General features: G+C 61.2%; 26 protein-coding genes. 5 read left to right on the top strand and 21 right to left on the bottom strand.

Going from position 1 to position 25,938, the window contains the following annotated elements; translation table 11 throughout:
- Positions 1-21 precede the first annotated feature (21 nt).
- Both NKJ28_RS11555 and NKJ28_RS11550 read right to left on the bottom strand, forming a co-directional pair.
- The gene (locus NKJ28_RS11555; protein WP_352635610.1) at positions 22-852 is read right to left on the bottom strand and encodes a helix-turn-helix domain-containing protein; all 831 of its coding nucleotides are present in this window, start codon (positions 850-852) and stop codon (positions 22-24) included.
- Between the two features lie 111 nt (positions 853-963).
- Positions 964-1,134, bottom strand: a complete 171-nt coding sequence (locus NKJ28_RS11550) for a hypothetical protein (protein ID WP_023676480.1) — start codon at positions 1,132-1,134, stop codon at positions 964-966.
- Between the two features lie 154 nt (positions 1,135-1,288).
- Here NKJ28_RS11550 and NKJ28_RS11545 point away from each other — a divergent pair, with 154 nt between their 5' ends.
- On the top strand, positions 1,289-1,720 hold the full coding sequence (locus NKJ28_RS11545; RefSeq protein WP_023676479.1) for a TerB family tellurite resistance protein: 432 nt from the start codon (positions 1,289-1,291) through the stop codon (positions 1,718-1,720).
- A gap of 298 nt (positions 1,721-2,018) precedes the next feature.
- Here NKJ28_RS11545 and NKJ28_RS11540 read toward each other — a convergent pair whose 3' ends face one another.
- The 12 genes from NKJ28_RS11540 to NKJ28_RS11485 form a co-directional block, all read right to left on the bottom strand.
- The gene (locus NKJ28_RS11540; RefSeq protein WP_023676478.1) at positions 2,019-2,294 is read right to left on the bottom strand and encodes a hypothetical protein; all 276 of its coding nucleotides are present in this window, start codon (positions 2,292-2,294) and stop codon (positions 2,019-2,021) included.
- Between the two features lie 134 nt (positions 2,295-2,428).
- Positions 2,429-2,620: a hypothetical protein gene (locus NKJ28_RS11535; RefSeq protein ID WP_156937333.1), complete on the bottom strand. Its 192-nt coding sequence runs from the start codon at positions 2,618-2,620 to the stop codon at positions 2,429-2,431.
- Positions 2,621-2,637: 17 nt separating this feature from the next.
- Positions 2,638-3,078, bottom strand: coding sequence for a hypothetical protein (locus NKJ28_RS11530; protein WP_352568929.1), 441 nt, complete (start codon positions 3,076-3,078; stop codon positions 2,638-2,640).
- Between the two features lie 127 nt (positions 3,079-3,205).
- Complete coding sequence (locus tag NKJ28_RS11525; protein WP_023676476.1) at positions 3,206-3,406, bottom strand: DUF4926 domain-containing protein; 201 nt, start codon at positions 3,404-3,406, stop codon at positions 3,206-3,208.
- A 139-nt stretch (positions 3,407-3,545) separates the two neighbouring features.
- Positions 3,546-3,737, bottom strand: a complete 192-nt coding sequence (locus NKJ28_RS11520; RefSeq protein ID WP_023676475.1) for a hypothetical protein — start codon at positions 3,735-3,737, stop codon at positions 3,546-3,548.
- Between the two features lie 137 nt (positions 3,738-3,874).
- Entirely contained in the window at positions 3,875-4,498 is a 624-nt protein-coding gene (locus tag NKJ28_RS11515) for a DNA polymerase Y subunit UmuC family protein (protein ID WP_156937332.1), read from the bottom strand.
- Between the two features lie 292 nt (positions 4,499-4,790).
- Positions 4,791-5,255 carry an Imm26 family immunity protein gene (locus NKJ28_RS11510; RefSeq protein WP_352635606.1) on the bottom strand — a complete coding sequence of 155 codons (465 nt, stop codon included), beginning with the start codon at positions 5,253-5,255 and terminating at the stop codon, positions 4,791-4,793.
- A gap of 448 nt (positions 5,256-5,703) precedes the next feature.
- On the bottom strand, positions 5,704-7,323 hold the full coding sequence (locus NKJ28_RS11505) for an ABC transporter ATP-binding protein (protein ID WP_023676472.1): 1,620 nt from the start codon (positions 7,321-7,323) through the stop codon (positions 5,704-5,706).
- The gene (locus NKJ28_RS11500) at positions 7,320-8,189 is read right to left on the bottom strand and encodes an ABC transporter permease (protein WP_023676471.1); all 870 of its coding nucleotides are present in this window, start codon (positions 8,187-8,189) and stop codon (positions 7,320-7,322) included. The genes NKJ28_RS11505 and NKJ28_RS11500 overlap by 4 nt, the downstream gene beginning before the upstream one ends.
- On the bottom strand, positions 8,186-9,133 hold the full coding sequence (locus tag NKJ28_RS11495) for an ABC transporter permease (protein WP_352635603.1): 948 nt from the start codon (positions 9,131-9,133) through the stop codon (positions 8,186-8,188). Before NKJ28_RS11495 ends, NKJ28_RS11500 begins: the two co-directional genes overlap by 4 nt.
- A gap of 236 nt (positions 9,134-9,369) precedes the next feature.
- Positions 9,370-10,848, bottom strand: a complete 1,479-nt coding sequence (locus tag NKJ28_RS11490; protein ID WP_352635601.1) for an ABC transporter substrate-binding protein — start codon at positions 10,846-10,848, stop codon at positions 9,370-9,372.
- Positions 10,849-10,979: 131 nt separating this feature from the next.
- The gene (locus NKJ28_RS11485) at positions 10,980-12,269 is read right to left on the bottom strand and encodes an acetylornithine deacetylase/succinyl-diaminopimelate desuccinylase family protein (RefSeq protein ID WP_352635599.1); all 1,290 of its coding nucleotides are present in this window, start codon (positions 12,267-12,269) and stop codon (positions 10,980-10,982) included.
- A 222-nt stretch (positions 12,270-12,491) separates the two neighbouring features.
- Between NKJ28_RS11485 and NKJ28_RS11480 the strand changes: the two genes are divergently transcribed.
- Positions 12,492-12,920 (top strand): L,D-transpeptidase, encoded by a 429-nt coding sequence (locus NKJ28_RS11480; protein WP_023676467.1) that lies wholly within the window; start codon positions 12,492-12,494, stop codon positions 12,918-12,920.
- A gap of 143 nt (positions 12,921-13,063) precedes the next feature.
- On the opposite strand, the gene NKJ28_RS11475 is transcribed toward NKJ28_RS11480, so the two are convergent.
- From NKJ28_RS11475 to NKJ28_RS11445, 7 genes are all read right to left on the bottom strand, one after another.
- Positions 13,064-14,056, bottom strand: coding sequence for a lipid A biosynthesis lauroyl acyltransferase (locus NKJ28_RS11475; RefSeq protein WP_352635597.1), 993 nt, complete (start codon positions 14,054-14,056; stop codon positions 13,064-13,066).
- Between the two features lies 1 nt (position 14,057).
- Positions 14,058-15,086 (bottom strand): zinc-binding dehydrogenase, encoded by a 1,029-nt coding sequence (locus tag NKJ28_RS11470; protein ID WP_352635595.1) that lies wholly within the window; start codon positions 15,084-15,086, stop codon positions 14,058-14,060.
- A 36-nt stretch (positions 15,087-15,122) separates the two neighbouring features.
- Positions 15,123-16,412, bottom strand: coding sequence for a beta-ketoacyl-ACP synthase (locus tag NKJ28_RS11465; RefSeq protein ID WP_352635593.1), 1,290 nt, complete (start codon positions 16,410-16,412; stop codon positions 15,123-15,125).
- 75 nt (positions 16,413-16,487) lie between these two features.
- Positions 16,488-17,675: a beta-ketoacyl-ACP synthase gene (locus tag NKJ28_RS11460; RefSeq protein ID WP_352568922.1), complete on the bottom strand. Its 1,188-nt coding sequence runs from the start codon at positions 17,673-17,675 to the stop codon at positions 16,488-16,490.
- A 39-nt stretch (positions 17,676-17,714) separates the two neighbouring features.
- Positions 17,715-17,999, bottom strand: a complete 285-nt coding sequence (locus NKJ28_RS11455) for an acyl carrier protein (protein WP_023676462.1) — start codon at positions 17,997-17,999, stop codon at positions 17,715-17,717.
- A gap of 213 nt (positions 18,000-18,212) precedes the next feature.
- The gene (locus NKJ28_RS11450; RefSeq protein ID WP_023676461.1) at positions 18,213-18,761 is read right to left on the bottom strand and encodes a histidine phosphatase family protein; all 549 of its coding nucleotides are present in this window, start codon (positions 18,759-18,761) and stop codon (positions 18,213-18,215) included.
- Between the two features lie 106 nt (positions 18,762-18,867).
- Entirely contained in the window at positions 18,868-21,879 is a 3,012-nt protein-coding gene (locus NKJ28_RS11445) for a caspase family protein (RefSeq protein WP_352635590.1), read from the bottom strand.
- 149 nt (positions 21,880-22,028) lie between these two features.
- On the opposite strand from NKJ28_RS11445, the gene NKJ28_RS11440 reads away from it, so the two are divergent.
- The 3 genes from NKJ28_RS11440 (at position 22,029) to NKJ28_RS11430 (ending at position 25,776) form a co-directional block, all read left to right on the top strand.
- Positions 22,029-22,979 (top strand): AEC family transporter, encoded by a 951-nt coding sequence (locus NKJ28_RS11440; RefSeq protein WP_352470327.1) that lies wholly within the window; start codon positions 22,029-22,031, stop codon positions 22,977-22,979.
- A gap of 231 nt (positions 22,980-23,210) precedes the next feature.
- Positions 23,211-24,668: an NAD-dependent succinate-semialdehyde dehydrogenase gene (locus tag NKJ28_RS11435; protein WP_352635587.1), complete on the top strand. Its 1,458-nt coding sequence runs from the start codon at positions 23,211-23,213 to the stop codon at positions 24,666-24,668.
- Positions 24,669-24,750: 82 nt separating this feature from the next.
- On the top strand, positions 24,751-25,776 hold the full coding sequence (locus NKJ28_RS11430; protein WP_352635585.1) for an aldose epimerase family protein: 1,026 nt from the start codon (positions 24,751-24,753) through the stop codon (positions 25,774-25,776).
- Positions 25,777-25,938 lie beyond the last annotated feature (162 nt).

Below are 25,938 nucleotides of genomic sequence, written 5' to 3'. Positions count from 1 at the left end.
GTTGCGCGTCTTGAAGAAATGTTACCTGGCGGCAAGGGCCGTCGGCGCGACGCCTGCGAGGTCGCGAAACTCGCGTACCAGATGCGCCTGGTCGGCATAGCCGCAGTCGGCGGCGATGTCGGCCCAAGCGCTGTTCGACTGTCTCGACAGCCCAAGCGCATGGTTGAAGCGGACAATGCGCGACAGCGTTTTTGGGCCGGTTCCGATCGCGTCCGAAAATTTTCCGTTAAGATGCTTGCGGCTCCAGCCAAGCTTTTCGGCCAGCGTCGAGATGCGGGTCCGCCCACGCGTCGAGACGATCGTCTCATAGGCCCAGACTATGTCGGCTTGAGTGCGGTCCGCGGTTGCCAACCGATCGCCGACGAAGGCTTCGGCGATGGCAAAGCGTGAGCTCCAATCCGGCGCATTGCCGAGCCTTTCGCGAAATGCGATGCCTTCAACGCCGAGCACGTCATCCAGGCCGACCATGCGGTCGGTCAGTTCGCTCATCGGCCGGCCGAAGAAGCGACGAGCGCCGAGCGGGGTGAAATTGACCTGCATACAGCAGGTGCCGCCGCAGGATTCGATCACCACCGGCCCGGCATAAAGGCCGGCGGCAAAACTGGCGAAGCGGTCATTGTCGCTGGGGTCCCTGCCGAGCCCAATGGCAAAGGGTTCGGCAAAGCTGATGACCAGCGGCACGGTCAGCGAGGCATATTCGATGGCGCGGAAATGGCCTGGCATGGTTTCGCGAAAGCCGCACATGTCGGTGACGACGCCCTGAAGCCGATGGCTCGGCGCGCGCCGCACCATCTCGAACCGATCGAGGCCTGGGCTTTCGTGGCGGCTGTCGTCTTTGCTGTCGGCGGGCATCAAGCTTTCCTTCCGCCAAGCAACTTTAACAGACCATCCGCCGGAATCAAAAGCGCCCGGTTTTGGCCGGGCGCTCCGAGTTGCCTGAGATTCTGAATTGTCTGGACGTGTTTAAGCGCCGCGCATCAGGCAGCCGGCGGCCAGCACAATGTAGGCGATGACGACAATCCACGCGGCATTCAAAGGGATGAACGCAAGAACGCCAAGCGCGGCGAGAACGCCGATGATGGCGATGACAAGGGATATAATGAAAATAAGCTGGGTAGGCGCACTGAGATTCATGTTCGGTCCCTCCTCAACATGATTCGTACAGCGGCATACTATCAGTCGCGCGGTCACACACCAATGAGTGCACGCAGGCGGCTTTTCCACCATTCGCACCCCGTTTGCGCAAATCCGATTCCGCGCTACCTTCCGAACGAATCGGAAGGGGCTGATGGCGATGGGATTGCTGGACCAGATACGCTCGATCTTCGACGGCGATCCTGGCGTGCGCAAGGTCGCGGACGATCCGGTGCTGTCGGCGGAGCTGCTGATGCTGTTCCGTATGATATTGGCCGATGGATCGGTCAGCGAAAGCGAAATGACAGCCTTCAGGCGTATCTGCCGGGACGCCTTCGGCATTCCCGAAACCAGCATCGACAGCGTCATCGAATATCTCAACGAATTCGGCTACGAGACCAACGGCTCGCAAGCCGTCGCGCAGTTCCGCGACCTCGACGTCGAACGGCGCAAGCTGCTCGCCCGCCACATGGCCGAAATCGCCAAGGCCGATTCGCAACTCGCCGGGAGCGAAATGCAGCTGTTGCGCCGCACGCTCGACCTGCTCGACATCAGCCCGGCCGATGTGGTGAAGCCTCAAGGCTGAGGCATCGGCTGACTTTCTGAACGTCATTTTGTCTGTCATAGGCCATCCTCCAGGATAACCTGTCACAGATATTATCTGTGTTCTCACTTACGGGGTGCAGTGTATTCGCGGGTGGCGCACGGGGTATGGGATAGTTTGCCAAGCGCACGTCACTGTCACCACTACTCCTCAAGCGTCAAATGTGATGAATTCAGTATAAACTTGTGGTCAAATAAAATAACGGTGCATTGGTAAAACATATATGCCGCGATCGGATCTTGATGATCCGGTTCCGCCTTATATTCTTCAGTGCTGTATACTACGTCGAAAGATTTTCAAATAAGGCATCGTCAGACCAAAGATCGTATTGCTTGGGCATATTTGGTTCATCAGGCTTGCCGAGATAGGTCCAAATCTGACTTCTTCTAATGGCTTTTATGTCACCAAATTGTGCGGTCAATTTTTCACGCGATAGTGCGTCCTTCCATCTGGACGAAGGGCCGGTGATTTTCTGATAGAATATAAGCAAGACCAATACGGCAGTCACAGCACTCAGCACAGCTGCCGAAAATATGCACTGCTTACTAATTTTCATTTCAGCCCCCAATTTCTGACGTCGACATCAATCGGGATCAAGCGACCTGAAAGAGGGTGAGCTATAAACCCCGGGGTAATCGTGCTTCAAGCCCTCCTCTGTTCCGTAGTGAACATCGAACTAGCCCGCACCAATCATTCCAAAATCGCCGGCAACTGTCGGGGCGCGCTACCATTAACATTCAGACTTCCCGTGTAAACTGCAGTGTGCCCGGTGGCATCATCGAATTTTGCAGTCCACGAAACAACATCACCGATTTTAGCGTCTTTTTGGGAAACAATCTTGGAACCGGGAAGATCCCCCTTGCCGCTCCAGCGGATGCTCAAAGTACTATCATAGTGCGCTATCTCTTTCTCTTATGCCGGGCAATAAAAGCAACGGAAATCAAAGAGAATGCAGCCATAATTGCGAGATACGCGACAGCTAATTCGCTTTCACCCAAGGCACCTGAAATCAAAAAATGAATGACAGTAATTAAAAGTAATACATAGTGATACTTCTGGATCATACCCAAATTATATATCATGTTTATGTTTGATTTTGTATACGACCATCCGGTCCAGTCATTTTTGAAATTCCTCTCCAGATAACCGATGGGGTGTTCGAAACGATTAAGAAGCTCCGCTAACCTTCTTGGAAATGCAAAGGAGGCAGCAAGTATCGCGAAAATAAAAACCACCATCCAGGCGGATTCACCCCACGCCAGCGAAATAGGAATGGTCGCAATCGACGTCCATACGGATGTTACTGAGAATATCCTCTCAAAAGTCCCGTTCATATCCATAGTCTCTGCGCCTCCGATCTTCTAGCTATTTCGACCGAGCGAACACAACAAAAAGTGCACTGTTACCGTAATTCGCACTGTCACCGTAATTCGGAGAGGAGATATGGAAAGAGTGCGCTGTAATTCCTTACACAGCAATCAGTACGAACTGGTTTGGAAGTAAGGCTAATTGAGCGATGGTCTTCCCATTTTCGCTACTGAATTCAATCTCGTATGCCTCCTCGGGATAAGAATGCTCTTCAACAACGACTCCTAACGCTCCGGCCTGAAGGGATTCTCCCAGCATATCACAAATCAATCTCACAACGTCGTTGATCTTTGGTTTCATAGCGGGACTCTACTTCACGAATAGTGTCATCAGCGACGGGACGTTTGAACCGGGGGCTAAAAATCCACCCGGTGCGAACCTCAACGGTGCCGGCCGGACCTGTAACAGTTACGTCCACCGTATATCGAGCTCCGTATTATCAACAACCCGTCTGGCCGGAGGCATCGCGCACGCTGGTCGTGGTGTGGGTCAGCGTGCCCAGCGTGACGTCCCGGCGGGCGAGCTTGCCAAAGCCGTCATACTTGTTGCCTTGCGTTGCCCCAGGGTTGGTGGAGGTGAGCTGGCCGATGTTGTAGAAGCCGGACGCCGCTATGCGGGCAAGGCGGGCCATGTGGTCAATCTACGTGCAATGATAGCCGGGCGAACGCGATAAAAGTGCACCGAAATTGCGAAATTCTCTCCAGTTCCTGCCGCACAATAGCGGCCACTAAGTAATGACCCGCGTCATTTAGGATCTGTGAATGGCAACTAACGACCTTGTGCACTGGCCCGATAATCCAACAACTCTTGCATTTCTACAATCTCTTCCCCGTATTGTCCCGTGACCTTAATGGTGTGGGTGTCAAGATCAACCAGACTCTTCAGGAACAAAATGGTGGGCCGCGCGTGCTCAATTCGAACCAAACCTAAAAGCCTTATCGCATAGAGCGAATTCGCATCCCCGCCTCCTTTTTGGGCCAAAGACATTTTCAATTCTTCCTGCAATTTTTCAATATCGTCGTAAATGCCAACATAAGAGTCCGTAAGCGATCGAGTTACTTGATCAAAATCTTTCGTTCTCTCGTCCAATTGCAATGGAGTCGCAAGATTCTTATCAATCAATCTCGTCCATATAAAAAGGTAAAGTGCACCAGTATCCTCATTAAATTCTTCATATTTCGTATTCCAGTCTATGAACTCCTTCGCAATTTGCGAGGTTACGCGTGATATACATTTCTCCTCAACTGCTCGCCAAGTGAACGGCCAATTATCTGCAAAGATTCCATTTGAACAGTTCAGTATCTCAGGAGTTGATGGCACAGTACAGGCCGATCCTCCGAAAACCAAAATTGCAACAAATCCGGCAATTTTCAATGCTATTTTAAAATGCATGATGGCAACTCCTCACGGACCAATTGGGAAATCATTTACCTGTAAACTCGCACTACCCACCTTATTCGGGCCGATTACATTCATAAGCGAGTTATAGTCTTTATTGTTCTCCACCAAACAACCCAGTGACATCCCTCCTTCACTAGTCGTGGGGCTCCTCCCCGGATGAATAGTCCGCCCGATGCAAATTAGCCGCTGACGCCGCCAAAAAAGTTCCGCGCGGCATTGACGAGAGGCCGGCTAGTGGGAGTCACCGTAATTCGTAATTCACATCGTTACCGTCATTCCTTGATCAATGGGGTTTCAGCTGCTCGATCAGAATCAATTCGACGGCTTGATATCCGTGTAAACCGTCCTGCTCCAAATCGCCCGCCGAAGCTACGCTAGTTTGGCTCTGTAGCTTCGATGGATCAGACTCTGAGTATTTTCGAATAAGAATTCGGTTGGAAAGGCTTTCTTTGTGAACGAAGGTTGGCATAGGCCATTTGTCTTCTGCCCAGCTCTTCATTTGACCAATAATTGGCCAAGTTCCATTTATTAAACCGAGATCGCCACACCGTAGGCACCTGACTGCATTATCTGGACTAAGGTCATTTAATTCATCCGCCTTTGGCAATTCCAGACGCATTGGTCCAAATAGATATGCTAGAATAATCTTTCCCATTGGGGCCATATGAGCTACCAAGCCAAGCCCATAGCCACCTGATCTCAACGGAATGGCAAACAGGGTGCCTTCCTTGTAGGGTAGTTTTCTCACTTTAAGGTTACCTTTACTACAGATGCCGGCGTGATGCGGAAGGCGCGAGTGGTGATTAGTTACGGCTTTGTTGGAGCGCCAAGCTCTCGTGTGTTTGGGGGCTATCCGTTGCTGCCAGTCGTTTTGCTTAGCTTAAGCGCGACGATGCGGAGAATACGCGGCAGGACAAAGCCGAACGGGCGAGGCAGAAAACATACATTAATACCGCAATTTCCAAACCTAAGTTCGCTAAATCTCCTTCGCGCGCAAAGGGACGATCAGGTCCGGGTTGCGCGATCGGCGATCGGCCCAATGGCCCCATATTTTTTCTACTTTCATAGGCTGGCCACAAACAGTCGTCTCCCCCACGTCGCCAACCACCGGAGCCTCCTCGTGGGGCGAGCCACCGGTCTCGCCCCGACCTTCGGACCCCACAGTGGGAGATCGGAAGGCCCGTGCCCCTTGCGGCTCAGCCCTGTTCGTGCAGCCGTTTTGCAATCGCCCGGTGCAGGTCTGGAGCAGCAGTGATCAGCGCCTTGGCGGCTTCTGATTGCGGGTGGTCGAGTACTTCGCTCGTCCTGCCGCGCTCGACGATCTTGCCGTCATGCATGACCATCACCTCGTCGGTGATGGCGCGGGCGACGGTCAGATCATGGGTGATGAACAGATAGGCGATGCCGAGTTTTTGGTTGAGCTCGGCGAACAAATCGAGGATCTGCGCGCGGATCGAGACGTCGAGCGCCGAGACCGGCTCGTCGGCGACGACCAGCTTCGGCCGGGTGATGATGGCGCGGGCGATCGAAAGGCGCTGGCGCTGGCCGCCCGAAAACTCGTGCGGGTATTTGTCCATGTCGCCTGGTGAGAGGCCGACCTCGTGCAGCGCATGCGCCACCATCTCGCGCCGCGCGGCGGGCGCCGGCTTCTTCTCCAGCACATGCAGCGGCTCGGCCACCAATCTCTCGACCTTCTGGCGTGGGTCGAACGAACCATACGGGTCCTGGAACACGACCTGCATGTCGCGCCGCGCCGGCCTCAGCTCCGCCTCGCTCTTGCCGGTGAGGGTGTCGCCGCGGAAGCGGATTGTCCCTGATGTCGGCCTGTCCAGCGCCAGGACCATGCGGGCAAGCGTCGACTTGCCGCAACCGGAACGGCCGACCAGCGCCACCGACTGACCGGGCGCCATGGAGAAGGAGACATCGTCGACGGCGCGGATGGGAGCCCCTCGCTTGAGCAGCGATATGCGCCGTGCCGGATAGTCGCGCGTCACGCTCTCTACCTCAACCAGAGGTTTTCCTTGGCCGACGCTGTGCCTAGCCCGCGCGGGCACATGCATCGAGGCCTGCGCCAGCTGGCGCGTATAGGGATGAAGCTGTCCGGACAGAATGCGCGCCGTGTCGCCGGCCTCCATCACCTCGCCATGGCGCAGGATGGTGATGCGGTCCGCCATCTCGGTCACCACGGCGAGGTCGTGCGAGATCAGCAGCAGGCCCATGCGGTTTTCCGCTACGAGGTCGCGCAGCAGGTCGAGGATCTGCGCCTGCAGCACCACGTCGAGCGCGGTCGTCGGCTCGTCGGCGATCAACAGCTTGGGTTTCAGCGCACAGGCGATGGCGATGACGACGCGCTGGCGCTGGCCTCCGGACAACTCGTGCGGATAACGCGACAGCGGGAACTGCGCCGCCGGCAGGCCGACCCGGTCCAGCATTTTTCGCGCCCGTTCCTCGGCGTCGCCGCGGCTCGCCCTGGTGTGCCAGCGAATACCCTCGGCGACCTGCTCGCCGATGGTCTTGACCGGGTTGAGCGCCGTCATCGGCTCCTGGAACACCATGCCGATGTCGTCGCCGCGCAGCGCGCACATCTGGTCCTCGCTCGCCGCCAGGATGTCGATGCCGTCGAAGGTGACGCGTCCGCTGGCGTGCGCCGCCCAGGGCAGCAACTGCATCACCGCGAGCGCCGTCATCGACTTGCCGGAGCCGGATTCGCCGACCAGCCCCATGACTTCGCCGGGCGCGACGGAAAGTTCGATGTCCCTGAGGATGGGCGTGCCGCCGATGGTCAGCGACAGCTTGTCGATTTCGAGCAGGCTCATCGCTGCCGCCGCGATTTCGGATCGAGAATGTCGGCAATGCCGTCACCAAGCAGGTTCAAGCCAAGCACGGTGATGACGATCGCCATGCCGGGAAAGATCGCCATCCACGGCGCCACCACCATGCGGGTCTGGGCGTCGAACAGCATGCGGCCCCAGCTCGGCATTGGCGGCTGGGTGCCCAGCCCGACATAGGAAAGCCCTGCTTCGGCCAGTATGCCCAGCGCGAACTGGATGGTGCCTTGCACCAGCAGCAGCGTGGCGATGTTGGGCAGCACATGTTCGATGCTGATCAGCGTCCTGCTCTTGCCGGCGGCGCGGGCGGCGAGGATGAATTCGCGCGGCCAGATCGCCAGGGCGGCGGCCCGGGCGACGCGCGCGAATACCGGGATGTTGAAGATGCCGATGGCAATGATGGCGTTGAACGCGCCCGGCCCGAAGATGGCGGTGATCATGATTGCCGAAAGCAGCGCCGGAAAGGCGAAGACCAGGTCGTTCAGCCGCATCAGCACGTCGTCGACGATGCCGCCACGCGCCGCGGCAAAGGCGCCGAGCGGCACGCCGATGCCCATGCCGATGCCGACCGCCACCAGCGCCACGGCAATCGAGTTGCGGGCGCCGACCATGATCATCGACAGGATGTCGCGACCGAAATGGTCGGTGCCGAACCAGTGCGCCAGCGACGGCGCCTGGGTCTTGTCGGATATGACCAGTTTGGTGACATCGTAAGGCGTCCAGAAGAAGGAGAGGATCGCGACCGCGGCCACCAGTGCGGTGATGGCGAAGCCGGCAAGGAACGAACGGTTTTTGAACGCCTTGGCCAGGATGCCGGCAAGATTCTCGTCGGGGATGTCGATGTGCAGCGTCATTGCCGGCCTCTCAGGCGCGGATCGACCACTGCATAGGAGAGGTCGACAACGAAATTGACGACGATGACGGCTGCAACCAGCAGCATGACGACGCTCTCGACCACGATCAGGTCACGCTGGTTGATCGCCTGGAACACCAGGCGGCCGAGGCCGGGCAAGTAGAAGACGTTCTCGATGATGATGGTGCCGGCAAGCAGGAAGGCGAATTGCAGGCCTAAAATGGTGACCACCGGGATCATGGCGTTGCGCAGCGCATGCCGCCACAAGACAAGCCGATAGGGCAGGCCCTTGGCGCGGGCGGTTCGGATGTAGTCCTCGTTCAGCACTTCGATCAGCGCCGAGCGGGTGACCCGGGCGAGGATCGCCGCCTGCGGCAGAGCGAGAGCGACTGCCGGCAGGAGCAGCGACTTCAGCGCCGGCCAGACACCGGCGCTCCAGCCAGGAAAACCGCCGCCCGGCACCAGCCGCAGCCAGACGGCGAACAGATAGATGAGCATCAGCGCGAACCAGAAGTTGGGCACGGCGACGCCAAGCTGGGCGGCGCCCATCGCAATCGTGTCGCCGGCCCGGCCGCGTCTGCTGGCGGAAAACAGCCCGACCGGAATGGCAATGACTGTGGACAGCGCCAGCGCCATCAGTGCCAGCGGCAGCGAGACGACGAGGCGCTCGCGGACCAGATCGATGACCGGCACCGAATAGGTGTAGGAACGGCCGAAATCGAGGCTCAGCAAGCCGCCGGCCCAATGCAGATAGCGCAGCATGACGGGAGCGTTGAGGCCCATCTGGTTGCGCAGCAATTCGATCTGGTCGGCGCTGGCGTTCAGGCCAAGCATCAGCCGCGCCGGGTCGCCGGGAATGATCTCCAGCACGGCAAAGACCACCATCGAGGCCAGAACCAGCGTGACGACGGCGATGGCGAGCCGCTTGAGGAGGTAGGCGGTCATGAGCTGCCTGATGCAAGCACTGGGCGAAGGTAGCGTTCCCGCCCACCCCCCTCTGTCCTGCCGGACATCTCCCCCTCGAGGGGGGAGATTGGCAGTTTCCACGCTGGCACTGTCCTTGCAACGCTAGTGGTTAGCGAAAGCGGCGATGAGGGCTCAATCTCCCCCCTTGAGGGGGAGATGTCCGGCAGGACAGAGGGGGGTGGGACGGAGTGCAACTTTCGCCTTTCTGTCAGCGATCAATCCGTCCACTTCACCTTGGTCAGGTCATTGGCCTGGATCGGGGCATTTTCCCACAGGCCCTGCAGTTTGGCGTCCCAGACGCCGACCTTCGGCAGTTCGTAGAGGAAGCCGACCACGGCGTCATCGGCCAGGACCTTCTGCGCCTCGCCGAGCAGCGTCATGCGCTTGGCCTCGTCGGAGGTAAGGTTCAGCTCGTCGATGATCTTGTCGAAGGCCGGGTTGTCGTAGTTGAAGTAATAGTCCTTGCGCGAATAGATATCGATGTCGTTAGGCTCGGTGTGGGAAACGATGGTCAGGTCGTAATCCTTCTTGGTGAAGACCTGGTCCAGCCACTGCGCCCATTCGACCGGTATGATCTCGAGATCGATGCCGATTTCGCGAAGCTCGGAGGCGATGATCTCGCCACCAAGCCGCGCATAGGAGGGCGGCGGCAGCTTCAGCGTCGCCTTGAAGCCATTCTCCAGGCCGGCTTCCTTCAGCAACTCCTTGGCTTTCTCCACATTGTGCGGGTAGAGGCCGGTGAGGTCGACATAGGCCTTGCTGGCGGGCGACATGTGCGAGCCGATCGGCACGCCGAGGCCGGCCGAGGCGCCGTCGATGATCGCCTTGCGATCGAGCGCAAAGGAAATCGCCTGCCTGACCTGCAGCTTGTCGAAGGGCGGCTTCTTGTTGTTGATCGACAGGATGGTTTCACCCTCGGTCGAGCCGATCACCACCTTGAAGCGCGGGTCGTCCTTGACCTGGGCGACGCTGTCGGGGTCGAAGAACGGAAAGGCCTGAACGTCGCCGGAAAGCAGCGCCGGAACGGCGGCGGCGGCATCCGGAATGATGCGGAACTCGGCCTTGTCGAGGAACACCGGGGCGCCCCAGTAATTGTCCGACTTGACCAGCGTGATCGACGAGCCCTTGGCCCAGTTCTGGAATTTGAACGGGCCGGTGCCGATCGGTTTTTCCTTGTTGGTGTCGGCTGTCTCAGGCGCGACGATAACCGCGTCGCCCCAGCCCATATTGTAGAGGAACGAGCCTTGCGGGTTCTTCAGCGTGACATTCACCGTCGCGGGATCGACGACCTCGACCTTGTCGATGGCGGCGAACAGGCTCTTTTGCGCGTTGACGGAATTGTCGGCGCGGGCACGATCGAGCGAGAATTTCACGTCGTCGGCGTTGAAGTCGCTGCCGTCATGGAATTTCACGCCTGTATGCAGCTTGAAAGTGTAGACCTTGCCGTCGTCGGAAATGCTCCAGCTTTCGGCGAGATCGGGCAGCACCTCGCCGTTCGGGCCGATGCGGGTCAGGCCCTCGAAGACATTGGCATAGAGCACCTCGTCGATCGCCGCCGCGGCGCCCGCGGTCGGATCGAGATGCGGGGGTTCGAGCGTAATGCCGATGACCAGGTCGGTGCGCGCGGCCATCGCCGAGGTTCCGGCGGCCAACGCCAGCGCCGCAGCGGCCAGAATGGTTTTCCACAATTTCATCGTGCAACTCCCCATATGCTAAAACACGTGCTCAAACCCGGGCGGATAGAAGCGTGAATTCGCCGCCGAGTAAATTGCGTTTCGTACCGTCCGCCATCGCCGGGAGGAATGTTTTTTCGCCCATGGCCGGATCATCGCGGGCCGGCGTCCCTCAGCAGAACGTCGAGGCCGATCGCCATCACCTTTGCCGAGTCCAGCATGTCGGCAATGCCGACCCATTCATCGGGCCGGTGGGCGAGATCGAGGATGCCCGGGCCATAGGCGATGCAGTCATAGATGTGGCCGATACGGGCGATGTGCTTCTGGTCGTAGGTGCCGGGCGAAATCACGTAATCCGGTTCGCGGTCGAATATCTCCATGATGCCTTGCGCGACCGCCTTCACCACCGGTGCGTCGCGCTCGGTCATCAGCGGCAGCACCTCCATCAGATCGCGGATCTCGTAATCGAACTTTTTGCGCTCGCGCTTCAGCCGTTCCAGGATATCGGTCACCTCGCTCTTGACCGTAGCGAGATCCTCTTCGAGCAGAAAGCGGCGGTCGATGGTCAGCCGGCAGGAATCGGGCACGTTGGGCGAGGGCAGGCCGGGCCGGAAATCCTCCGTCTGGCCGCCATGGATCGAGTTGATGTTCATGGTCGAGCGTTTTGCGCCTTCGGGCACGACCGGCATGCGCGTCATCTTGCGGTCGAGCGCCGGAAACAGCTCATCCTCGAAGGCCCGCAGCACGGCGCCCATATGGCGCACTGCGTTGTCGCCGAGGAACGGCATCGAGCCGTGCGCGATCTCGCCCTTGGTCTCGATCTCCGCCCACCAGACGCCGCGATGGCCAAGGCAGATGCGATCCTTGTTGAGCGGCTCGGGAATGATGACGTGGTCGACCTTCGGCCTGGAGAAATAGCCGAGCGTGGCCAGATGCGCGACGCCGCCAAAGCCGCCGGACTCCTCGTCGACCGTGCCTGAAATCTCGATGGCGCCGGGAAAATCGGGAAAGACCTCCATGAAGGCTTCAGCGGCGATGATCGAGGCGGCAAGCCCGCCTTTCATGTCACAAGCGCCGCGGCCATAGACCTTGCCATCCCTGACGATGCCGGCGAACGGATCGAGGCTCCAGCCGTCGCCGGGCTCGACGACGTCGATATGCGAATTGAAGTGCACGCAAGCACCCGGCGCCCGGCCATCGAAGCGGGCGACGACGTTGACGCGCGGGTAACGGTCAGTGTCGCCGGGCGTGCCTTCAGCACGGATGAATTCGATCTCAAAACCACGCTTCTTCAGCCGCGCGCCGATATATTCGGCACATGGCCGATAGGCTTCGCCGGGCGGATTGATGGTCGGAAAGCGGATCAGATCCGCGGTCAGCGCAACCAGATCATCGGCCCGGTCATCGATAGCCTTGAGGAGCCGTTCGTTCGGTTCGTTCATTCGGCGAATTGAGCAGCGGATGAGGAGGTTTTGCAAGCCCGATGGCGAATTGCGAGGCGATTGCGTGTCGTTACGGCAACTATCGCGGGAAATCGTTCAAATTCGCTGCTTTGGATTGGTGAAATCGTCAGGGAGTGGGTGTTAGCTCGCTGGCTTGCCATCAAAACGCTGGAGAACAGCGCGAGGGCAGGCAAGCAAGGGGCATCAAAGGGGTTTGATTGCATGAAAAACACTGTTCTCATGGCAGCGGCATTGATGGCGATGCTGTTCGGTTCGTCGTTCGAGAGCCGGGCGGCCAGCCTGGTCGCGAACATCGATATTTCCTCACAGACAATGACGGTAAGATACGGGCTTTCGTATTACCGGTGGAGCGTTTCCACCGCCCGCAAAGGCTACATCACGCCGCGCGGCAGCTATCGCCCACAGCGGACGGCTCGGATGTGGTATTCGCGCAAATACGACATGTCGCCGATGCCCTATTCGGTGTTCTTCCGCGGCGGCTATGCTATCCACGGCACCGGCGCGATCAGGCAATTGGGGCGCCCGGCATCGCATGGCTGTGTGCGCCTCCACCCCAGCAACGCCGCCGCGTTCTATTCGATGGTGCGCAAAGCCGGCTTCGGCAATACGCGGATCCTCGTGACGAATTAGGGCCTGCTCCTCGGCCCGCAACAAAAAACCCGCCGGAGCGGCGGGTTCGTCGGAGCCAAATAGCACCATACCGAAATTAGTAGCATAGCTGCCGGCACAAAGCAAGAACAAAATAAGGCCTGTGCCCAAAAAGATCGTTCCGCTCAGGCGGCTTTGTCGCGCACTGTCGCCGGGCGACGCTTTTTGCGGCCGCTGATCTCCCAGCGCTTGTGGAACCACATCCACTGGCCGGGGTCTTCTCGCACCCAGCGCTCGACCACGTCGTTGAGAAGCTGGGTGGTGGCGCGGACGTCGACACTGCCGCCGGCGGTGCGCGGCAAGGTGAGCTTGTCCTCGATCTCGAGCCGGAAACGGTTGTTCGGCAGGCGCACGCAGCGCGCCGGGTAGACATCGCAATCGTAGTGCCGCGCCAGGGTGCCGAGAACCCGGTTGCTCTCGCAGGGGCGGCCGAAGAATGTCGTCTCGAGCCCGCCCGTGAATTTCTGGTCGACCAGCACGCCGATATTGCCGCCTTTCTCGAGGATGGCCGCAAGCGCGAACGAGGCACCGGTCGAAGACGGCAGCAGCGATCCCATGCTCGAGCGGCGGGTCGAGAGGATGTAGTCGGCGAGGTAAGGGTTGTTGGGCGGGCGAAACAGCGCCGTGATGTTCATGCCGAAGGTCGCCGCCGCCACTGGCAGCAGCTCGAAATTCCCGAGATGCCCGGTGAAGACGATATGCGGCTTGTCCTCGCCGGCAATGCGCACGAAATGCTCCACGCCCTTGACCTCGACACGGCCCGGCTTCGTCGCAGTGGGATCGTAGTCGAACAGAGCATCGAGAAAGATATATTCGGCGGCCAGGCGGGCCATGTTGCCCCACATGTCGGAAGCGATCGCCTCGATCTCGGAATCGCTCTTTTCCGGATAGGCCCTGCGCAGATTGTCGACAGCAACCTGATGGCGCGCTACCCAAGGGCCGATGCGGCGGGCAGCGCGGTCGGCGAAATTGAGCGCCCTGTCGGGCGGCAGCAGGCGCAGCGCGGAGATGATGATCATCGCGACGCGCGCGACCAGCCAGTAGTTGAACTGGCGAAGCCGCCTGCCATAGCGGAATCCCACGTCCCTGCGGATCTTCCTGAAGGCGTTGCCGATCATTTCAGCCGACGCGCAGGATGATCTTGCCGAAGACGTCGCGGCCTTCCATGCGCTTCAGCGCCGCATCGATTCCGTCGAAGCCAACCTCGGTGTCGATCACCGGCGCGACCAGGCCCGCCGCCATCTTCTGCATGGCGTCGGCCATGTTTTCCATGCGGCAGCCGAACGAGCCTAGCAGCTTCAGCTGCTGCTGGAACAACTGCATCAAATTGATCTGCGTCGACACGCCGGAGGTCGAGCCGCAGGTGACCAGCCGACCGCCGCGCTTGAGGCACAGCATCGAGGCGGCAAATGTTTCGGCGCCGACATGCTCGAACACCACGTCGACGCCCTTCTTCTTGGTCAGCTTGCGCACGACGCCTTCGAAGCGGTCGTCGCGGTAATTGATGACGTGGTCGGCGCCGAGCGCCTTGGCCTTGTCGATCTTGTCGTTCGAGCCGACGGTGGTGATGACCGTGCAGCCCATCTTCTTGGCCAGCTGAATCGCGGCGGAGCCGATGCCGGAGCCGCCGGCATGGACCAGTATCGTCTCGCCGGGCTGCAGCCGGGCATTGTCGAACAGCATGTGCTCGACTGTGCCGAAGGTGACAGGCGCCACCGCCGCGCCGATTTCGCTCACGCCGGGCGGAGCTGGGACCAGAAGGCGCGCCGGCAGGTTGATCTTTTCCTGCGCAAAGCCGTCGAGATGGAAGCCGTGCACGCCCGAAACATGCTCGCAGAGATTGTCGCGGCCTTCGCGGCAGGCGCGGCAAAGACCGCAGGTGCGGGCGCCATAGATCGAGACCAATTGCCCGGGCACAAGGCTGGAAACGCCGGGGCCAACCGCCTCGACCTCGCCGGAAGCCTCGGCGCCGACGACCAGCGGCAGCTTGCGCTTGGCAAAAGCCATGCCGCGCCAGCCCCAGACGTCGATGTGGTTCAGCGCCACGGCCTTGATGCGCAGCGTCACCTCGCCGAGCGCAGGTTGCGGCGGGGGCGGCAGGTCCACCGTTTCAAGGCGGCGGTCCTCGATAAGTTGCAATGCGCGCATGGTGCCTGTCGGTTCAGTCTGGCTGAAAAAGGTCGCTTAGACCGGTTCCCGCGCCATGACAAGGCAGGTGTTCTGGCCGCCGAAGCCGAAGGAGTTCGACAGGACGGCACCGACCTCGGCATTGCGCTTGGTGTTCGGCACCACGTCGAGGACGATTGCCGGGTCGGGATTGTCGTAGTTGATGGTCGGCGGAATGACGCCTTCGCGCATCGTCATCAGCGAAAATGCTGCCTCGACAGCACCGGCAGCCGATAGGGTATGGCCGATCATCGACTTGTTCGACGAGACCGGCATTGACGAGATTCGCTCGCCGAACACCGTCGACAGCGACAAATGCTCCATCTTGTCGTTTTCGGGCGTCGAGGTGCCATGGGCGTTGACATAATCGATCCCGTCCTCGCTCAAGCCGGCATCGGCAAGAGCGGCGCGCACCGCCGCGATCGCCGGCGAACCGTCCGGCTTGGAGCGCGTGCGATGGAAGTCGTCGGCCTTTTCGCCGCAGCCGCGCAATATGCCGAGAACGGTGGCACCGCGGGCAAGAGCTGCCTCCAGCGATTCCAGCACAAGGGCGCCCGAGCCTTCGGCGAGCACGAAGCCGTCGCGATCCTTGGAGAAGGGTTTTGAGGCCTTTTCGGGGATGTCGTTATGGGTCGAGAGCGCCGATAGAAGCGAGAAGCGGATCAGCGCCTCGGCGGTCGCCGAGCCGTCGGCGCCGATCGACAGCGCCCTGTCGCATTCGCCGCGGCGGATCGCCTCGACGCCGAGCTGGATCGCCGTGGCGCCCGAAGCGCAGGCTGTCGACAGCGTGATCGGCAGGCCGCGCGTTCCGAAACGGTCGGCAAGCCGGTCGGCAATCGAGCCGAACTGGGTGGTCTCGAAAATGTCGAGTTCCCTGAGGCCGCGCGCTACCCGCAGCAGCCTTTCGGCGCCGGAATCGTGCCTGTCTGAATTATTGGGCTTGTCGGAATTGTAGAGCGAAAAGCGCTCGCTCCAGTCGAGCTCGACCGGCGGCGAAGCGAGGAACAGCGGTCCGCCGAAATCGCCGGCATCGAGGCCTGCCTCCGACATCGCTTCCTGGGCGGCGGTTTCGGCAAGCTCATAGGTGAGGAGACTGGCGCCCTTGGAGCTCGACGGCAGGAAATCGACCATGCCGGAGATGCGGGTGTTGAGATGATCGACCGGGAAGCGGGTGATCGGATGGATGCCGGATTTGCCTGACGTAAGTGCCGCCCAATTGTCGGCTTTGCCGACACCGAGCGACGTCACCACGCCGATGCCGGTGACGGCGACGATGGGCCTGCCCATGTGGTCGTTCAGATTGGCCATTTGTTGTCCAAAAACCTGTTTCTCTTGGAGCGTCGGATCGCCCGAAAACCGCGCCACACGTTTCGGTCCGATGCTCTAGGCGGCTTTGATCAGCGCCATGCCCTCGAATTGGTGATAGCCGATCGCCGTTGCAAGGATGGTCTTCGGGACACCGGCAAACGGTTTTTCGACTGTGGCGTCGAAGACAGGGTAGGCGGCCTTGCGGTCGACAGCCAGGGCCGCCAGCGCGACGGCAAAGGGGAACTGCGCTTCCTTCATGTGACCGGTCAGCGTCGAAAAGCCGCGTGCGGCGATCGCCGGATTGGCGTCGAGCGCCGATTTCTCGGCGGCGGTCGCGGCATGGGCGCCCGAAGCGCCGGAGATCGCCAGCAGTTCGCCATTCGGCAATGCGGCCTGCTTCAGCAGCGCGGCGATCTCGCCATCGAGTTCGCCCCGCCGGCGCCTGGCGCGGCCGGACAGGATCGGGCCGAGTTCCGCATAGATCTTCCGGCCACGGCTTTCCGCATGCTCGCGCTGCTCCAGGACGAGAAACGCGCCGCCGGATCCGGTCACCACGCCGCCGCCCTCGGCACCTTGCCTTTGCCAGACCGGCGTCCACGGACCGCGATGCAGGTAGCCGGCCAGTTCATAGCCGAGCAGCATGTCGGAGTGTTCGGTCTGGAAAGCGCCGCCGACCAGTATATGCGTCGACTGGCCGGAGCGGATGCGCGCGGCCGCCGTCTCGACAGCGGCAACGCCGGCACCTTCCTCGCCCATGAAGGTGCGCGACGATCCCGTCACCTTGTGGACGATCGAGATGTTGCCGGCGAGCAGGTTGGAGAGCTGTGCCAGAAACAGCGTCGGGCGCAATTCCGTGGTCAGCTTCTCGTTGAGCAGCACGTCGCGGTCATTGCGGCTTTCCGATGCCGCGAGAATGGCCGCGTCGACCGCCTCGTCGCGCTCGCCGCCGCCGGCGGCCACCACCATGTCCATGGTCGCGCAGAGTTCGTCATTGCCCTTGATGCCGGCATCGTCGAGCGCAAGGCCGGCCGCATAGGTGCCGAGCCTCTGCCAGGTCTCCATCTGCCGCTGGTCGCCACGCTTGGCGATCTGCAGGTTCCAGTCGATCTCCGGCAGCGGGTGGACCGTATAGGGCGAGAAGCGCGAGGCCTCCAGAACCGGTTCAAGGCGCGGCTGGACGAGCTTTTGCCAATGCGCATCCGGACCCTCGCCCAACGACGAGACAAGGCCGATGCCTGATATGACGACGTCGCGGGGGTTCATGGGCGGCTGTTGTGGGTGAGGGCGCGTCAAGCGCTGTGCTTAGATGGCGTTCTTGGCGGCGACGAGCGCGTCGATCTTGGCGCACAGGTTCTTCATGACGAAATAGTCGTCGGTCGAGGCCTTGCCGTCGTTGACCTCCTGCGTCCACTTTTCCAACGGCACCTTGATGCCGAATTCCTTGTCGATGGCAAAGACGATGTCGAGGAAGTCGAGGCTGTCTATGCCGAGATCGTCGATGGTGTGGCTTTCGGGCGTGATCGTCTCGATGTCGATCTCGCTGGTGTCGGCGATGATCTTGGCGACTTTGTCGAACGTGGTGGACAAGGGCTTTTCCTTCGATTGCGGGCGGAATCTGTCCGCATGTGTTTTGGGCTGTCTAATCGGTTTTTCCGGGCAGGAAAAGGCCTGATACGCCGGGCGCAGATGGGATTGCTGCCCAGGCAGAGCAAGATGAGATCGGAATCCAACCACGGCTTCTCGTGGCAGTGGCATTTCGGCAACACCTATCTCGCTCGACGCGAGGAGCGACCGGCCCGGTCAGAAGGTAACGCGGCCGAGCACGCGCAGTCCGTCGCCTTGCGGCTCGACGACCACGGCTTCGCCTTCGCGCGGCGAGATGCCGGTCAATTCCTTGATGTCTTCGAGATGCGTGACCATGACCAGATTGTCGGAGCCGGAATAGCCGCGGATCTCTGCCAGGATCGCAGCGATCTGAGCGGCCTTCTCCTTTTCGTCGGTCTTCAGCAGGTCAAGCGGTGCGAACGGCTCCGGCTCGCTTTCGAAAGCGATGCGGGCGGTCTCGAGGCAGCGGCAATAACGGCTGGACAGCACGCGCTCGACCGGTGCCGCGCGGGCGCCAAACAGCGCGCCGATCTTGCGCGCCTGTTGCTTGCCGCGCTCCGAGAGATTGACCTGGGTGGTGCATTTGCCGAGGTCGAAATTGGCCGCATCGGTGGTGCCTGTGACCATGGCATGGCGAAGCAGCACGACATGCCCGCCGTCGCGCAGCAGCGCCCAGCCGGCTTCCGTCGCATGGGCTGTGGCGGAAACGGCAAGCAACAGCAGGGCCAGCACAAATCGAAGCATCAGACATCCTTTTCGGGTGACCGGCAGGCAGGTCCCCGGTGACCGGCATATAGGGACGGCAAAGCCGGCTGAAAGACAAGCCGAGTGCAACCTGCGGCCGAGACGCCTATTTCTTCGCTATCTGCTTCTTCACCAGATCGATCTTGCGGTCGGTCAGCGGGATGGGGAGTGTATAGCCAGCATCGGTAAAGCCCTGCTTGGCGTTCTCGAAGAATTCGATCGCCTTTTGGTATTCGGCATTGCCACCGCCATAGCTGCCGCGGTTCCAGTGGACGTCGCCGAGATTGTTCTGCTCGAAGGCCCATTGCATCGGCTGGCTTTCGCGGGTGAAGACCTTGAGCGTTGCCTCGAAGGCGGCTTCGGCTTCGTCCAGATATTTGCCGGTGCGTTCGAGATTGCCTAGATTGATCAGGCTCATGCCGATGCCGTTCTGCGCGTTCGCCCAGTCGACGGGCGAGGTCTCGAAGGTCAGCACCTCCAGCGCTGCCCGGCGCGCGGCGATCGAAGCGGCCAGTTTGCGGGGATCGGCCTCGCTCATGCTCAGCCATTGCAGCGCCGAGCCTAGACCGGCCTGCGCCAGTGCCCATTGCCGCGGCGTCGTCTCGCGCTTGTATTCGCGAAGTGCATCGCGATAGGCCTCGATCGCCTCCTCGTAATGCACCGGCTTGTCGGTCACGCCGCCGAGCAGTTGCAGCGTGTTGCCGAGATTGTAGTGGGTCATCGCCCAGTCGAGCGGAAACTCCTTCTTGGTGTAGACGCGCCGTGCCGCCCGGTATGCGGCCGCCGATTGCTCAAGCCTGGCAGGATCGCGCGTGCGCTGGCCGAGCGTCTGGTAGATCGAGCCGAGATTGTTCTCCGCCGAAGCCCAATCCGTCGGAAAACGTTGGCGTGTGAATATGGTCAGCGCGTCGCCATAGGCGGCAGCCGCCTCTTCGAGCAGGCCGGTGCCGAGATCGAAACGGGCAGCACTGCTCAGCGCGTTACCCAGATTGAGACGGCTGCTCGCCCAGGAGAGCGGGAAGGTGTCGCGTGTGCGGATTTCGAGCGCGGCGCGGAATGCCGCGGCTGCCTCGTCGATTTTTGCCTTGTCGTTGCGTTGCGTGCCGAGAGACACCAGCGTGTTGCCGAGATTGTTCTGGACCATCGCCCACTGAACGGGCGCCTTTTCGCGCGTGTATTCTTCAAGCGCCAGCCGGTAGGCGGCCTCGGCCTCGGTCAGGCGCTCGCCGCCCGGTTCGCGTTCCGAAAGCGCGTAAAGCGCAAGGCCAAGGTTGCTTTGCGAGGCGGCCCAGTCCAGCGGGACTTTGTCGCGCGGCCGCTTCTCCAGCGTGGCGCGCATCGCCACCACCGCCTCGTTCAGGCGTTTCGGGTCGCTCTCGCGTTCGCCGATCTTCAACAGCACATTGGCCAGGTTATTCTGGGCGGCCGCCCAGTTGAGATCATCCTTCTCGCGCTCGAACACGGCAAGCGAATCGCGAAAGATCTTCGCTGCCTCTTCCAGCCGGTCGATTTGGCGCTCGCGCTCGCCGATCGTCTGCAGCACCACAGCCATGTTGTTGCGGGTGATCGCCCAGTCGCGGTTCTGCTCGCCATTGGGGATGAAGTTCAGGATGACGCGGTAGGCGTCGATGGCGTGCTGCAGCGCTTGCCTGTCGCCGGTGGCGCTGCCATGCGCGTTGAGCGCTTCCGCCTCCTGGTTCTTGTAGTTCCAGCGCAGCCTGTCGTCCCATCTCTCGACCAGCGAGAAGGCCTTGCCGTAATCGTTGGCGGCCGACAGATAGTCGAAGACCAGCGCCGAAGCGTCGGCGCGCCTGGCATAGATCGCCGCGTCGGCAAGACGCTTCTGCCTGACCAGATCCTCTGCCCGGTCGACCACGCCGCTGGCCTGCTCGACCCGGCCCACCGCCTGGTCGAGGAAGTTGCGCGCAGTGACGATGGCGCCCTGGCCGATCGCCTTGTCGGCCGAGGCGACGAGGCGGCTGATCTCGGGGTCGTCGGTGCGCAGCGCGTCGCGCTCGGAGATCATCTTCTTCAGGCGCTCGGCCTGGGCGTCGAGCAGCTTTTGCAGGTCGGTGGGGTCCTCCGGCATCTTTTCGGTGCCGAGCGCCTTCAACACGCCATAAAGCGCGTCGAGCGGCACGCCGTCCTGCAGCGAGGCCAGTTCCACCTGTGCCCGCTTGGGGTCAGGCAACTCGGCGATCGTCAGCAGCAATTGCCGCCGCTCGCCGGTGATCAGGCCGTCGTCGCCGGTCGGTTCCTGCGGTGCTACGCCGAAGTAGAGCAGCCGGCGCAGGCTTTCATTGACCCATGGCCGCTGCTTGGCCTTGGTGTCGAGATAGACCTCCTCGGTCACCATGCGCATGACCGAGCCGAACTCGGTGCCCTTCATCGCCGCGAGGTGGCGCAGAAGTGCCGCTGCGTAGGGGCTGTTTTCGCCGACGATGCCATCGAGTGCCGGCCGCCCCGGCTCGGCGGCAAGGCCGATCACCGTTCCCAGATTTTCCGTCGCGGTCGCGTTTGCCAGTGCCCTGGCACCGCGCACCGGCTCCAATCCGCCGGCGCTGATCGGCGAGGCCGAGGCCGTCGGCGCCCGGCGCAGCACCGCATCCGCCGGAAACGGGTTGGTGCGGCAGGCATCGAGCAGCATGATCGTTACCGGCACGGTCGTCTTCAATTCGTCCATGACGGCGGAGATCGGCACCAGGGCCTGATCGGCGTCCTTCAATGAAGAAACGTCGGCGTCGACCGGCACCAGATAGTTTTCGCCGCCGGCCTCGATGCCGTGGCCGGAATAGTAGATCAAGGCGACGTCGGCGTCCTCTGCATCCTCGGCGAAACGCTCGAGGTCGCGCTTCAGCTTTGCCGTGTCGCGGTCGGTGACGCTGCGCGCGTCGAAGCCGAGATCGGTCAGCATCTTGGCGATGTCGCGGGCGTCGTTGGCGGGGTTGGGAAGAGCCGCTATGTGCTGGTATTTCGACTGGCCGACAATCAGCGCCACGCCCTTGAGGCTCGCCGGCTCCGCGGCATGAGCCGAGGTCACCACGAGGCAAAGCATGGCGCCGACGAAAGCCGTCAGCCACGCCTGCTTGAAGAAGTGCTGATTTCCGACAAGGCCCATTCGCCGCGTGTCCCCCGACAACCCTGTATAGCGCTGGCATCCAACCATGAGCAAATTCGGGCAAGATCCGAGCGGCCGGATTGTTGGCCGGTACATTCGCGAGGGAAGGGCGATTGCGCCGCCGCCGGGGCTCGCCTATCACGGGAAAAATGTCTCCGCTTACCGAAACCGTCCTCTTCGTCTTCAGTCTCGTCGGGCTCGGCTATCTTGCCGGGTTGACCGGCTATTTGAAGCCGGCGAGCGGCGAGGGCGTATCCGAATTCGCCATCAACGTGGCAATGCCGCTTTTGCTGTTCCAGACCATGGTAAAGGCCGATTTCCACGGCGTGGCGCCGTGGTCGCTATGGGGCGCTTATTTCGCGGCGGTGGCGCTTACCTGGGCTGCCGGCCATCTGGTCATTACGCGCATCTTCGGGCGGGACGCCCGCGCCGGCGTCGTCGGCGGCGTGTCGTCGTCCTACTCCAACGTCGTCCTGCTCGGCGCGCCCTTCATCATCGGCGTGTTCGGGCCGGCGGGGTTCGAAGTGCTGTCACTGCTCGTTTCCATTCACCTGCCGGTGATGATGATGGCCTCGATCATCCTTTTCGAGATGTTCGGCCGCGGCGGCAGCGAGCCTGTGCATCCGCTCCGCGTCGTCAGGAGCTTTCTCAGGAGGGTATTCATCAATCCGCTGATCATCGGCATACTGGCCGGGCTGGCGTGGCGCTTCACCGGTGCGCCGCTGCCGGTGCTTGCGACGCGGCTGAGCGACGCGCTGGCCGGCACGGCCGCCCCGGTGGCGCTGTTCGCCATGGGGCTCAGCCTGCGCCGTTTCGGCATTTCCGGCAATGTAAGGCCGGCGCTGGCGCTGTCGGCGCTGAAACTGTTCCTAATGCCGGCGCTGGTTCTCGGCCTGGTCTGGCTGATCGGCCTGCCGCCATTGACGGCCAAGGTGGCGGTCATGGTTGCGGCGTTGCCGTCCGGCATCAATTCCTATCTCATCGCGGTGCAGTTCAACACCGGCCAGGCGCTGGCGTCGAACCAGATGACCATCGCCACCGCCTGTGCGGTCGTGACCACTGCGTTTTGGCTGACAGTGGTCGTCCATGTTTTTGGATAAGAACTCGGGTTTTTGGATAAGAACTCGGGTTTTTGGATAAGAGCCCGGGTTTTTGGATAAGAACCCGGCTGCATCGCCTCTCGCTTTGGCTGGCCCAAACCCTATATGCCATCTTGTGATTGCTTGCGGGGCTTGCCCTGGGCTAAGAGCAGTGGCTCTAGCGATGCTATCGCGCACGTCCATTCACGAAATCAGCGACCGGCCCGCCAGGTGCCGAACGGAGGCGAGATCATGCTTCAGAAAACCAGCCATTTCATGCGGCAGGCCAATCTCATCAATGGCGAATGGGTGCAGGCCGATTCAGGCCAGACGATCGACGTCAACAATCCTGCCACCGGCCTCAAGATCGGCACCGTGCCGAAGTCGGGCAAGGCCGAGACCCGCCGCGCCATCGAAGCCGCCGACGCTGCCTTCCAGACATGGCGCAAGACCACCGCGCTCGAACGCTCGAAGCTGTTGCGCAAGCTGCACGACGCGATGATGGACAATCAGGACGTGCTGGCCGAACTGCTAACCATCGAACAGGGCAAGTCGCTGTTCGAATCCAAGGGCGAGATCGGCTCGGCCGCGTCCTACATATTGTGGTTCGCCGAAGAAGGCCGCCGCACCTATGGCGACGTCGTGCCGTCGCCCTGGGCGGACCGCCGTATCCTGGTGACCAAGGAACCGGTCGGCGTCATAGCCGCCATCACGCCGTGGAATTTCCCATCCTCGATGCTGGCCCGCAAGCTTGGTCCGGCGCTTGCCGCCGGCTGTACCGCCGTGGTCAAGCCGGCGTCGCAGACGCCTTATTCCGGCCTTGCCTGGGGCGCGCTTGCCGAGGAAGTCGGTTTCCCCAAAGGCGTGATCAATATCCTGACCGGCGCTGCCGGTGAGATCGGCGACGAGATCTGTGCCAACCCGCTGGTCAAGAAGATCACCTTCACCGGCTCGACCGAGGTCGGCAAGATCCTGATCCAGAAGTCGTCGGTGACGGTCAAGAAAGTGTCGATGGAGCTCGGCGGCAACGCGCCGTTCATCGTCTTCGATGACGCCGATCTCGAGCGGGCCGTCGCCGGCGCCATCACCGCCAAGTACCGCAATTCCGGCCAGACCTGCGTCTGCACCAACCGCTTCCTGGTGCAGGCCGGCATCTACGACCAGTTTGTCGAAAAGCTGGCTGCTGCGAGCAACGGGCTGAAGGTCGGTTCCGGCCTCGAGGAAGGTGTCCAGCAGGGACCGCTGATCGACGAAAAGGCGGTGGAGAAGGTCGAGGAGCTGATTGCCGACGCTACCGCCAAGGGCGGCAAGGTCGTCGCCGGCGGCAAGCGCCACGCGCTCGGCGGCTCGTTCTTCCAGCCGACGGTGATCGCCAATGCGACGCCGAGGATGCGCTTCATGAAGGAAGAGATCTTTGGCCCGGTAGCGCCGGTGTTCAAGTTCGAGACCGAGGAAGAGGCCGTGGCACTGGCCAACGACACCGAGTTCGGCCTGGCCTGCTACTTCTACACCGGCGATCTCGGTTGCGCCTTCCGGGTCATGGAAGGGCTCAAATACGGCATGGTCGGCGTCAATGAAGGGCTCATCACCACCCCTGAGGCGCCGTTCGGCGGCGTCAAGGAATCGGGCCTCGGCAAGGAAGGCGGCCATCAGGGCATCGAGGACTATCTCGACACCAAATATGTCTGCATCGGCGGACTTGGTCTCTAGAAGCCTCATGCGGTAATACCGAAAAAGACCCTGAGCCGCTTCGGAAAAGGCCAGGCTGGCGTCGAGCAACGAACTTGCGAGCATGGCGATGAAGGACGGCGAGGTTTTCGGTACGACGCAGGCGGGCGAGGAAGTCCGCCGTTTCACCATTCGTGGCGGCGGCCTTACCGCCAACATCATCGGCCTGGGTGCGATCATCCAGGATCTGCACCTGGCCGGGCACGAGGCGCCATTGGTGCTCGGCTATGATCATTTCGAGCACTATGAGACGGATACCGCCTTCTTCGGCACCGTCGTCGGGCGCTATGCCAACCGTATCCGCGACGGCCGCTTCACGCTTGCCGGCAAACGCTACCAGACCGAGCGCAATTTCCTCGAAAAGCACACGCTGCATGGCGGTTCGCAAGGTTTTTCGCGCCGTGCCTGGGCGGTTTCGCTGCATGGCAGGGATTTTGTCACGCTGACATTGCACGACCCCGACGGCATGATGGGCTTTCCCGGCGCGCTCGACGTGACCTGCACCTACCGGCTCAAGATCCCCGGCACGCTCAGCGTCGAACTGACAGCCACCTGCGAGGAGCCGACGCTCTGCAATCTCACGCAGCATTCCTATTTCAACCTGGATGACGGCGGCACCGGCGACATTCTCGACCACCGGCTGATGCTGAATGCCGGCGCCTATCTGCCGGTCGACGCGGATCTCATTCCGACAGGCACGGTCAAGCCGGTCGACGGCACCCCCTTCGATTTTCGCCAGGCGCGGCCGCTGCGCATGGAGACCGAGGGCGAACAACTCCCCTATGACCAGAATTTCTGCCTCGCTTCGACGCGCGGGCCGCTGAAGCAGGCGTCGTGGGCGCAAGGCGCGAATTCCGGCGTCGAGATGGAGCTCTGGACGACCGAGCCGGGCGTCCAGCTCTATACCGGCCAGTATCTGGCGCCGTCCTCGCCTGGACTGGGCGGACGCCAGTACAAGGCGTTTTCAGGCTTCTGCTTGGAACCGCAAATCTGGCCGGATGCGCCCAACCGGCCCTATTTCCCGCAAGCCACGCTGTGGCCGGGCCAGATCTATCATCACGTGACGGAATACCGGTTCAGGCTGCCTTAGGGCATGACCCCCGGAAACCGGCATGGTTTTGCTGCGCTGACCTCCGGTTCGGAAAGGATCATGCAAAATTCAAAGTGTTATAGCGTCCTTTGCGCGTCCATGACGCGCGGCGCTCTGGAGTCAAAACGCAATCACTCTGAACGACCGACTTCGAACCCTCTC

Origin of the sequence: Mesorhizobium sp. M0145 (assembly GCF_040322355.1) — a bacterium.
Lineage (GTDB): Bacteria > Pseudomonadota > Alphaproteobacteria > Rhizobiales > Rhizobiaceae > Mesorhizobium.
Note: the sequence above shows the minus strand (reverse complement) of the source record. Positions and strands in the feature narration are given on the sequence as shown.

Coding starts and splice junctions, on each gene's coding strand:
- NKJ28_RS11555 (WP_352635610.1), bottom strand. CDS start 852: ATGCCCGCCGACAGCAAAGACGACAGCCGCCACGAAAGCCCAGGCCTC.
- NKJ28_RS11550 (WP_023676480.1), bottom strand. CDS start 1,134: ATGAATCTCAGTGCGCCTACCCAGCTTATTTTCATTATATCCCTTGTC.
- NKJ28_RS11545 (WP_023676479.1), top strand. CDS start 1,289: ATGGCGATGGGATTGCTGGACCAGATACGCTCGATCTTCGACGGCGAT.
- NKJ28_RS11540 (WP_023676478.1), bottom strand. CDS start 2,294: ATGAAAATTAGTAAGCAGTGCATATTTTCGGCAGCTGTGCTGAGTGCT.
- NKJ28_RS11530 (WP_352568929.1), bottom strand. CDS start 3,078: ATGGATATGAACGGGACTTTTGAGAGGATATTCTCAGTAACATCCGTA.
- NKJ28_RS11525 (WP_023676476.1), bottom strand. CDS start 3,406: ATGAAACCAAAGATCAACGACGTTGTGAGATTGATTTGTGATATGCTG.
- NKJ28_RS11520 (WP_023676475.1), bottom strand. CDS start 3,737: ATGGCCCGCCTTGCCCGCATAGCGGCGTCCGGCTTCTACAACATCGGC.
- NKJ28_RS11515 (WP_156937332.1), bottom strand. CDS start 4,498: ATGCATTTTAAAATAGCATTGAAAATTGCCGGATTTGTTGCAATTTTG.
- NKJ28_RS11505 (WP_023676472.1), bottom strand. CDS start 7,323: ATGAGCCTGCTCGAAATCGACAAGCTGTCGCTGACCATCGGCGGCACG.
- NKJ28_RS11500 (WP_023676471.1), bottom strand. CDS start 8,189: ATGACGCTGCACATCGACATCCCCGACGAGAATCTTGCCGGCATCCTG.
- NKJ28_RS11495 (WP_352635603.1), bottom strand. CDS start 9,133: ATGACCGCCTACCTCCTCAAGCGGCTCGCCATCGCCGTCGTCACGCTG.
- NKJ28_RS11490 (WP_352635601.1), bottom strand. CDS start 10,848: ATGAAATTGTGGAAAACCATTCTGGCCGCTGCGGCGCTGGCGTTGGCC.
- NKJ28_RS11485 (WP_352635599.1), bottom strand. CDS start 12,269: ATGAACGAACCGAACGAACGGCTCCTCAAGGCTATCGATGACCGGGCC.
- NKJ28_RS11480 (WP_023676467.1), top strand. CDS start 12,492: ATGAAAAACACTGTTCTCATGGCAGCGGCATTGATGGCGATGCTGTTC.
- NKJ28_RS11475 (WP_352635597.1), bottom strand. CDS start 14,056: ATGATCGGCAACGCCTTCAGGAAGATCCGCAGGGACGTGGGATTCCGC.
- NKJ28_RS11470 (WP_352635595.1), bottom strand. CDS start 15,086: ATGCGCGCATTGCAACTTATCGAGGACCGCCGCCTTGAAACGGTGGAC.
- NKJ28_RS11465 (WP_352635593.1), bottom strand. CDS start 16,412: ATGGCCAATCTGAACGACCACATGGGCAGGCCCATCGTCGCCGTCACC.
- NKJ28_RS11460 (WP_352568922.1), bottom strand. CDS start 17,675: ATGAACCCCCGCGACGTCGTCATATCAGGCATCGGCCTTGTCTCGTCG.
- NKJ28_RS11450 (WP_023676461.1), bottom strand. CDS start 18,761: ATGCTTCGATTTGTGCTGGCCCTGCTGTTGCTTGCCGTTTCCGCCACA.
- NKJ28_RS11445 (WP_352635590.1), bottom strand. CDS start 21,879: ATGGGCCTTGTCGGAAATCAGCACTTCTTCAAGCAGGCGTGGCTGACG.
- NKJ28_RS11440 (WP_352470327.1), top strand. CDS start 22,029: ATGTCTCCGCTTACCGAAACCGTCCTCTTCGTCTTCAGTCTCGTCGGG.
- NKJ28_RS11435 (WP_352635587.1), top strand. CDS start 23,211: ATGCTTCAGAAAACCAGCCATTTCATGCGGCAGGCCAATCTCATCAAT.
- NKJ28_RS11430 (WP_352635585.1), top strand. CDS start 24,751: ATGGCGATGAAGGACGGCGAGGTTTTCGGTACGACGCAGGCGGGCGAG.